The organism is uncultured Campylobacter sp., assembly GCF_938045775.1.
Taxonomy (GTDB): domain Bacteria; phylum Campylobacterota; class Campylobacteria; order Campylobacterales; family Campylobacteraceae; genus Campylobacter_B.
The window spans coordinates 22,529-28,589 of the sequence record NZ_CALIBH010000238.1; the positions used below are offsets into that span (position 1 = coordinate 22,529).

General features: G+C 41.0%; 6 protein-coding genes. 5 read left to right on the top strand and 1 reads right to left on the bottom strand.

Translation table 11 applies throughout. The annotated features are described in order from the left end of the window. The first annotated feature begins 13 nt into the window (after window positions 1-13). From Q0238_RS09855 to Q0238_RS09870, 4 genes are read left to right on the top strand one after another with little or no spacing between them, the layout of a single operon-like run. On the top strand, window positions 14-1,243 hold the full coding sequence (locus Q0238_RS09855; RefSeq protein WP_297945650.1) for a PD-(D/E)XK nuclease family protein: 1,230 nt from the start codon (window positions 14-16) through the stop codon (window positions 1,241-1,243). Window positions 1,244-1,252: 9 nt separating this feature from the next. Next, window positions 1,253-2,074 (top strand): Sir2 family NAD-dependent protein deacetylase, encoded by an 822-nt coding sequence (locus Q0238_RS09860; RefSeq protein ID WP_297945652.1) that lies wholly within the window; start codon window positions 1,253-1,255, stop codon window positions 2,072-2,074. A 44-nt stretch (window positions 2,075-2,118) separates the two neighbouring features. After that, window positions 2,119-3,042: a WYL domain-containing protein gene (locus Q0238_RS09865; protein ID WP_297945654.1), complete on the top strand. Its 924-nt coding sequence runs from the start codon at window positions 2,119-2,121 to the stop codon at window positions 3,040-3,042. After that, window positions 3,039-3,578, top strand: coding sequence for a macro domain-containing protein (locus Q0238_RS09870; RefSeq protein ID WP_297945656.1), 540 nt, complete (start codon window positions 3,039-3,041; stop codon window positions 3,576-3,578). The genes Q0238_RS09865 and Q0238_RS09870 overlap by 4 nt, the downstream gene beginning before the upstream one ends. 127 nt (window positions 3,579-3,705) lie before the next feature. On the opposite strand, the gene Q0238_RS09875 is transcribed toward Q0238_RS09870, so the two are convergent. Next, the gene (locus Q0238_RS09875; RefSeq protein WP_297945658.1) at window positions 3,706-4,263 is read right to left on the bottom strand and encodes a metallophosphoesterase; all 558 of its coding nucleotides are present in this window, start codon (window positions 4,261-4,263) and stop codon (window positions 3,706-3,708) included. Between the two features lie 281 nt (window positions 4,264-4,544). Between Q0238_RS09875 and hcp the strand changes: the two genes are divergently transcribed. Then, window positions 4,545-5,873, top strand: a complete 1,329-nt coding sequence (hcp, locus tag Q0238_RS09880) for a hydroxylamine reductase (protein WP_297945660.1) — start codon at window positions 4,545-4,547, stop codon at window positions 5,871-5,873. Window positions 5,874-6,061: the final 188 nt, after the last annotated feature.

The following is a 6,061-nucleotide window of genomic DNA, read 5'->3' on the forward strand; positions in this document are numbered from 1 at the left end:
TAAAGGAGGAGATATGGATATAGAGAAATTTGAATCTATGCTAAAGCAAATCAAAGTCTTAAGCGATAAGCTAGAAGTGAAAAAGCTGCGCGGCAATAATGACTACAATCTATTTTTGGCGCTTTTTGACGCTAGCGACGAAGTGAGGTTGCACTCGCGCTTTATCTGCTCGCTACTCGATCCGAACTCGCCGCATTATCAAAAAGAGCTATTTTTGGAGCTTTTTATAAAAGCATGCGGGCTAGAGGATTTTGGGCTAAATTCGCAAATCGCAAAAGTCTATAAAGAATATGAGAATATCGATATCTACATAACTGACGGCACGAAGCATATTATTTTAGAAAATAAAATTTATGCCGGCGATCAAGAGGCTCAGATTAAAAGATATATAAAAACTATCCAACAAGAAAACGGCAATGAAGCTGAAATTTACGTGCTCTTTTTATCACCGCAAGGGCGCGAGCCTACCGGCTATAGCCTAGACGGACTAAAAATCAAAGACGGCAGAATTTCAAACGAGAAGGGCGATGAAATCGCTAAATTTAAGGCGATTTCATACGACAAAGAGATAACTGCGTGGCTTGATCTATGCCTTGAAGAAACGGGAAATTTAACCAATTTGTCCGCTGTGATATCGCAATACAAAAATGTCATCGAAAAAATTTATGGAAAATATAAAGGAGTACAGATGGATACAAATGAGATTAGTAAGATAATACTCGAAAACTATGATATAGTTGAGGAGATAAAAAATAAGTATTTCGATATAGCCAGTTCGAATAAACTTAATGAATTTATGTCAAACGTAAAGACTGAACTCGAAAAAAGATTATCGCAAGAATGGCATGTCGATGATATAAAAGATGCTGATACGAAAAGATATTTTTCACCTATAAGTTTTTATAAATATGATTGGGGTCGTAATAGTATTATAAATTTTACCCTAGAATTTGATAGTAGAAATTTTTTAAATCCATATATTGGGCTTAAATATAATGAGAGCGGGAACAGCAAGGAGCGCATAGGGATCAACAAGGAGCGCATAAAAGATATACAGGCTAAATTTACGCTTACCGAGTGGAAAATAGGCACAACGTTTGCAAGGTGGAAATGGCTTAAAAAGGATCAGTTTTTAAGAGAAATAATCGTGAATAAATATAGTGAGACGGAACTAGTCAATGAGCTAATAAAAATGAAAAATGAACTAGAGCCACTAGCCGATGAAATTGCAAAGCTAATTTAGGTGCAAGTTATGCAAGACATGATCTCCCGCGCAAAAGAGATCATCGCAAACGCCGATGCCGTCATAATAACCGCAGGAGCAGGCATGGGCGTAGATAGCGGACTGCCTGATTTTAGAGGTGATCTTGGCTTTTGGAAAGCCTATCCGCCTTTAAAGGATAAAAATTTAAGCTTTACCGAGATGGCAAATCCGCAGTGGTTTTTTAGTAGCCCTGAGCTAGCTTGGGCGTTTTACGGACACAGGCTAAAGCTCTATAACGCAACCCAGCCTCACGAGGGTTTTACCCTACTAAAAAATCTTTGCGAAGCAAAAGGCGAAAACTATTTTATCTACACTTCAAACGTAGACGGGCATTTTGAAAAGGTGGGATTTGACAAGGATAAAATTTACGAGATCCATGGCTCCATACATCACGCGCAGTGTATTCATAGCGATGACGGAAATATATGGAATATGGACGAAAATAATGTCGAAGTGGACGAGGAAAAATTTATCGCTACAAAGATGCCTGTTTGTCCTGAGTGCGGATGCGAGAGCCGTCCAAATATCCTTATGTTTTACGACCACGAATTTAATCACAAAAGAGCTTGGGCGCAGCACAAGAAATACGATGCGTGGCTTAGCCACAATATGAACTCCAAAATAGCTATAATTGAGATCGGAGCAGGTCTTGCGGTGCCTACGATCAGGATTTACGGAGAAAGGATGGCAAAAAGATTTAAGCGCGCTCATCTAATCCGCATAAACCCGCAAGATACTCACGTAAACGCGTATAGGGGTATGGCGATAAAGGCAGGCGGGCTTGAAGGATTAAGAGCAATCCTTAGCTGATATTATCCCTTTATTTTAGATAAAATAATATAAAAGGAGCCTAGATGCAAAAACCACAAAAAATAATTCCGCAATCCGGTAGCAACAAATACGAACGCATAAACGAAATAGCTGCCTTAATTAGCAGAAAACCCCATTCCATCTCCGAGCTCGCGGAAAAATTTGGAGTTTGCACCAAAACTATCCAAAGAGACCTTTACGAAGTACTAGTGAAAAATGGAGCTGTAAGAAACGGCAGGATGTGGAGCATAGATAAAACTAAAATCAAAGATGGCTTAGATCAGGAGGAACGCACCGTCATAAATATCCTCGATAACATCTCAAAAACCATGGGCGCAAATTTTTACTCAAAGGCTCACGTTTTGCTAGAACAGATCACAAACCGGCTAAATCATCCGATTTTAACAAATATAAGCAGCGAAAAATTAAGTGAAGATGACTTTATAAATTTCGAACTGCTTGAAAACGCTATCAAAAAGAGAAGCTTGGTGCAGTGCGAATACGCCGGTTTTAAATTTAAGATAAAGCCACTAAAACTAGCGATGTTTGACGGATTTTGGTATTTGCTATTTTTAGATACGAATAAAAATGATACCTTTAAGAAATTCCACTTAAAAAGCATCACAAATATTAGAATTCTTGAGGAGAAATTTAAATTAGACGCCACGATAGAGGAGAGGATTAAAAATATAAACTCCGCCTGGGCAACGCTAGATAAGCCAAATACCGCTAGAGCGCTTTTAGCTCCGCAGATAAAGAAATATTTCGAGAGAAAACCCTACGCTAAGCAGAGCATAACAGGACTTGATGCCGATGGCTCGGTCGTAATCGATATAGAATTTACTAATTTAATGGAGATAAAGCCGCTTATTTACTACTTCATTCCGTTTATCAAAGTGCTAGAACCAAAGGAGTTAGCCGATACGATAAAAGATGAAATAGAAAGGTATTTAGAAGAGATAAAATGAAAATTTCATATGAAATAAAGATAATATTTGGCGATTTATTGGACGCACAAGCGGATTATCTGATAAATCCTTCAAATACGGCGATGCTGCTTGGCAGCGGTGTGTCTATGGCTTTTAAGAGGCATTGCGGTGAGGCGCTAGAAAAATACATGCAAGAACAACTAAAAATAAGAGAGATAAGGCAAGGTGATGTCGTCAAAACCGCCTCAAATCACGCAAACTTTCCATTTGTATTACATGCAGCCATTATGAATTACACCGATAGATCAAAGTATAAAAAGCCGAGCTTAGATACTATCACGCAAATTTTAAATAATTTGCAAGAAATAATCTTGCAAGATCAAAGCAAGCATATAAAAATAGCTCTGCCTCTGATGGGATGCGGAGTGGGTGGACTAGATAAGCGCGAGGTGATCAGCGAATACAAATGCTTTTTCAAACAAAATTTAGACGCAGAAAAAGAATGTGAAGTAGAAATTTACGGATTTAGTGAAAGTGATTTTAGATTATTGAAAGAAATTATGACAAAAAGCTAAATTTGCTTGTTTGGCTGCAGATATAAGGCGTGCTGCCGATATGCGAGTAGAGCCGCGAAATACAATTAATTTATTGCGCTAAATTATATTTTATAGAATTCAGCTGCTAAAATTTTATAAATTTAACTCAAATTTCTAAAATATTAAGCTTCAGACTTGAATTATAAATCGTGCAATCGCCGATTTTATCAATATCTAAAAGCGGATTATGCACGTGTCCGCAAAGGATTATTTTTGCCTTTAAAAGCCCGTACTTCAGCGCTCTAAAAAGTTCTTTATCGCCAAAATCTCTGCCGCGCTCTATGGACGTTTGCGTATGTGCGGGCGGAATATGCGTAAGTAGCACGTCGCACTCTGCAAAATCCAAAATATCCGCGCAGAGATAAGGAGCGCAGCCAAATTTAATACCCTCAAGCGTCTTAATATCGCCATCCGCATAAATATTAGACGCTCGTATCCAAGAAATGTCGCCAGACTCACTCACGTCATGATTTCCGCTACATACAAAGATAGGCTTTTTAAAATTTTCTAACCACCGCTTCACCCACGCTTTTTGTCCTATGATATCTTTTTGGTTTGTGTCTATCAGATCGCCGCTTATGCAACAAATGTCAAATTCTAAGCTTAAAATTCGATCAAATTTAGCTTTATCGAAATGCAGATCACTCGTATGTAGAATTTTCATAACGTTTTTGGACTACCGCTTTTATATAATTTAGAAACCTTGCTCGCTAACGATTTTAACTTCTCTTTCATTACTTATCCGTTTTTTGTAATTCCGCGCATTATATCTGAATTTAAGTAGCCATATTCCCGTTATAAGTGAAATTGAAGCAATTTATAAAATTTAAAATTCTCATTTTGTAAATAAATTTGATAAAATTTAGCCATTTATTGATTATAATCAATTTTTTTGCCTAAATAAAATCTTAAAATTACCAACTAAATTTTTTATAAAGGATTTCTATGAGCGACAATCTAGAGATGTTCTGTCATCAATGCCAAATGAGCGCGCCCGAGGGCTGCGGCGCCAAGGGCCAAGACCGCGGCACCTGTGGCAAAAATTCCACATTAAGCCTGCTTCAAGACACTATGGTTTTCGGACTTAAGGGTCTTAGCGCCTACCGCCACCACGCCCGTGAGCTCGGCGCCGATACTAGCGCGGTCGATACCGTTATAGGCGATACGCTGTATTTCACGCTGACGAACTCAAATTTTAACTTCGACGAGCATATCGCGCAGCTAATGGCCGTCGGAAGCGCGGGCGTGCAGATGATGGATATCTTAAGCGAGGCGCATACTGCAAAATTCGGCGTACCAACCCCGGTTAAGGTAAGCCAAAACAAGGTCGAGGGCAAAGCGATTTTGGTTAGCGGCCACAACCTGCACGCTCTTGAGGCGCTGCTAAAAGCGACCGAGGGCAAGGGCATCAACATCTATACCCATTCCGAGATGCTTCCTGCGCACGGTTACCCGGAGCTTCGCAAGTATCCGCATCTAAAGGGCAACGTCGGCAAGGCGTGGTTCGATCAGACCAAGCTTTTTAACGAATTTAAGGGCGCTATTTTGATGACCACGAACTGCATCGTGCCGCTTCGCTCGTCCTGTAGCTACGCGGACAGGCTCTTTGGCTACTCTATCGCGGGCACGGACGGCGTCAAACATATCCAAAACGACGATTTTACGCCGCTTATCGAGTGCGCGCTTGCGTGCGGCGACGTGAGTATGGACAGCGACGAGAGCTTAGTAACGGGCGGACACTATAAGACGATTTTAAGCCTTGCGCCGCAAATTTTAGACGCGATCAAATCGGGCAAAATCCGCCGCTTTTTCGTCATCGCAGGCTGCGACGCGCCGGGCAAAGGACGCGAGTATTACCGCGAGCTAGCGCTTAGCCTGCCGAAGGACTGCGTGATTTTGACCTCCAGCTGCGGCAAATTCCGCTTCAACGACGTGGATTTCGGAAACGTGCCCGGCACCGAGCTTCCGCGCTATATCGACCTTGGTCAGTGCAACGACAGCAATGGCGCGGTCAAGATCGCCCTTGCGCTTAGCGAGGCTACGGGCATCGCGGTAAACGATCTGCCGGTCTCGATAGTGCTGATGTGGATGGAGCAAAAGGCGGTCATCATCCTGCTTGCGCTATTTAGCCTTGGTGTTAAGAATATCAACGTAGGCCCTACGGTGCCTGAGTTTTTCAACGACGAAATTTTGGGCTTTTTGGTGCAAAATTTCGGACTTCGTCTAATAAGCGGCGACGCGCAGGCAGATCTGAAATACTTCCTGGGCGAATAAATTTCATAGCGAGGCAAATCGGGTAAATTTAAAATTCGGCAAAGCTCCGATTTAAATTTACCCTTTATACGTATACGGCGGTTTTAATAGATCTAGCCGATCCGCGGCTATTTTGCGCCCGACGCTCATATTTAAATTTCACGACTATGCCGTCCTTCTTAATTTAAATTTTAAAATCATATAATCTC